A 3,304-nucleotide genomic window follows, 5' to 3' on the forward strand; every position below is an offset into this window, starting at 1 on the left:
GTTGGCAACGATTGCCGCTTGTGCCGGGGTGATTCCCGTTTTAGCGGTGTTCAGTGCAATGGCGTCGTTCTGCGTAGTTTGTTCTGCTTGTAGAGTTGTAATATCAGCATCGTTGGCTACAATGGCAGCATTGTTATTTGAAATGGCAGTTGCATTGGTAGCGATACCTGAAATATCCTGATCACCTGTGTTCACACCAGAAGTATTCGCAACGATGGCCGCTTGTGCCGGAGTGATCCCCGTTTTAGCGGTGTTCAATGCGATGGCATCGTTCTGGGTGGTTTGTTCATTCTGTAATACAGCGATATCAGAAGTATTAGTAGCTATTCCAGAGATATCAATAACCGTTGCATCTGGATCGTTGCTTAATGAAATGATTCCCCCTGTGTATTGTAAAACCTGAATTTCGTTTCCTGCGTCCGCATCGGCATCGTCCACATTCAAGGTAATCGTATTTCCCCCATCAATTCCGATATTCCCTGAAGTACCATCAGTCGCAAGATCCGGAATGCCAGCACCGGCACTGAAAGTGGTCTGTGCCCCGCGTTCATTGGTATAGGTAAAGGTTCCGTCGAAATTATTGATCAAGGTAGTAGGGGTTTCCTCTGCCCCATAGAAAGTAATCGGACTTCCAACACCGTTGTTAAACGTGAAGGTTCCGTTGCCATTATCTATCACCGTTGCACTGCCTGTACCGGTAGTGCTTCCCGAATTACATAGGTTGTTCCATTGGCTTCCGTCATAATAATGGATGCATTGGGTGTCGGTGTTATAGACCATGGCACCGTTCAATGGGGTAATACCTTGCATTTGGGTGGTAGAGAGCCTTGTTAAAACAAAGGCTTTGTTCGTGCTTTCGAGCTCCACGATGGAGGACGGATTTATAACACTGGGGTTTTCACCTATTTTTACCTGGCCAAGCGCTAACTGTGTGCCAAGAAGGATTAGAAATATAGCAATTTTCTTAATGTCCATTCCGATTGGGGATTTTGGGGGTACTTTGTTAATCGATCAAAAATAATCCTATGCACTCCCGATATATAAAATATGTTGTGAGAAGCGGTCAATATGTTGTGAAAGGCAAGTAGAACCTTAATTAATCGATAAAAGGTACCGTTGGTCGAAACCGGATGTTATTCGTAAATGATTGATTTACTGAATTATATGGAAAGGGGGAAGATTGTCGACTTCAACCCTGGAAAAGCGTTGTATTCAGTAGGTATTCAGAGAAATAACCTACATCACCGGTAAGATTAAAATAAAACATGGAGAGGTAACCGATTTACCGGGTGTTTTAAATCGGCGATCGGACTTATTTTTTATCCGAAAATGCAATTACCCGAAATAAATATCATTCCGCTTTTTAGCGGGTTAAATACAGGAATCCCTGAAAACTCAATCCAAGGTCATCCATAGAAACAATATAAAAATAAACATCTGACGGAAGCCCCTGTTCCCGGTCGATCACAAAATTATCCACATTGGAATACCCCTTGAATTGGTCGGTGTAATTCACTTGATCAAATACCAAAGACCCATATCGGTTATAGATCCTTAGGTGGTTGTTCGGGGAAAGTTCCAGCAGTTCGGGAATCATCAGAATATCGTTGATTCCGTCGCCATTGGCGGAAACGATATAATTCTCCAAATCGAGGAAGTCTTCAGGTACATCCAAGGTCGCAAAGGTAATGGCTTCATAATCATCGGGTATAAAGCTGTCCGAAGCCACAAATCCTACGGTAAGGTCACCCGTACCCCCAGCCGGACTCAAGGCTACCCATTGGTTTTCGGCCTTGCTCCAACCGGCAACCATAATCGTGGTCACATCATCGGTAAGGGCTGCGATATCGCTACGTTCGTTCCAACTGATCTCTATGGTCGAAGGCACGCTACCCTGCAATCGCCAAAATTCGGTGCCACTGACGCCCCCCAAAACCTTGGATTTTATGGCAGGGTCAAAACTTTCACTGATCGAGGTAGGACTCCCGGCATTCTCAAAAAAATAGGCGCATTTAGCCACGGGGTTATCACTTTCAGACCTTAGGATCAATGGTCGCAATTGTACCCCATCGCCTACGGGGAAAGTAAAAGAAGACTGCCCCGTAACCGCGGCATAACCATCTACTTGCGAAATATCGCTATCGCCCGTATAAAAGGCATCCTGTAAAAAGGTATAGGAAACGTCTGTTTGGTTTTTAAAGGTGAGGAAATCCCCAACGATAAAATTGGTATTGTTCAGGTTATTGATCCCTGTTTGTAGGAGCACGCCCGTAGGGTTGGCAATCTCCATATCGTAAAAGGTAGGTACAAAGGCTCCCGAAACATAGATCTGGTCATTGCCGTAAAAACCGGCCAACCCCACATTCTCGTCAAAAGCGGCATCGTTGATCAGATCGGTATGAAAACCGAGCTGCCCTTGGTCGTGGATCCGTATGTTACCACTGTTGTACAGGGCGGTCTGGGCTGAAATTTTTAAAGCCCATAACATAAATATCAAGTGACTGACTTTTTTCATCTTTGATTGATTTGTTGCCAGTTAATGCCATCGCTTTGAAGCTGGGTTACTCCGTAAAGTAAACTTGTAGAACTATCGCCATTATCATCTAAAAAGGTTGATATTGTTGTTGTGTAATCTGGAGAGTCTCCAATCGCAGAGGTATCTGGATTTTTTATTATATAGATTCGACCTATAGAAGTTGCAGCGTCAGGTAACGTTATATTTGAATCACCTATGATAATAATTGTATGATGGGTTTCATCCAAAGAAAACGTTCCGGATAATCGGTTAATAGCTGTGGCAAATGAGCCTCCAGTGTGCAATGTTGAATTTGGAGCTGTTGTCCCGACACCCACGTTTTGGCTAGGGTCAATAGTCATTGCTTCATTTCCTGCAGTCGAGAACCTGAGGTAGTTAGCTAAATTACCTCGGTACATTCCAGTATCAGTGTCATCATTAAATCTATATGAGGGTTCACTGCCATCAGTAGCACCATTACTATTTAGAAAACCTTGTGATCTTATCGCTCCAGCAACGTGAAGTTTGTTTGTAGGTGGGTTTGCTGCATTACCAATTCCAACATTTCCTCCTGTTCCTATAAAAGTAACATCACTATTTGTAATGTCAAAGCTCAAATCGTTTTCGTCCAAATCATAAGTTCTATTAGCAGTTTGAGTGAGGTCTGTTGTTGAGAGATTAGTGCTGCCAGCGGTTGCAATCTGTGTATCGACATAGGTTTTGACTGCGGTTTCGGTAGGGAATAGTGTATTGGTTGCATCAGCCAGGTTCACATCGGTTGATTTGTTG

General features: G+C 43.7%; 1 protein-coding gene and 2 pseudogenes. All 3 read right to left on the reverse strand.

From position 1 onward, the window contains the following. Positions 1 to 975, reverse strand: a pseudogene (locus R3X28_RS19110) (hypothetical protein); the annotation flags it as partial. A gap of 388 nt (positions 976 to 1,363) precedes the next feature. Continuing rightward, on the reverse strand, positions 1,364 to 2,515 hold the full coding sequence (locus R3X28_RS19115; protein ID WP_317666473.1) for a gliding motility-associated C-terminal domain-containing protein: 1,152 nt from the start codon (positions 2,513 to 2,515) through the stop codon (positions 1,364 to 1,366). Then, positions 2,512 to 3,304: pseudogene (locus tag R3X28_RS19120) on the reverse strand (hypothetical protein); the annotation flags it as partial. The gene R3X28_RS19115 and the pseudogene R3X28_RS19120, both read right to left, overlap by 4 nt.

It is taken from the genome of Maribacter sp. TH_r10 (genome assembly GCF_033101095.1).
Taxonomy (GTDB): Bacteria; Bacteroidota; Bacteroidia; order Flavobacteriales; family Flavobacteriaceae; genus Maribacter_A; species Maribacter_A luteus.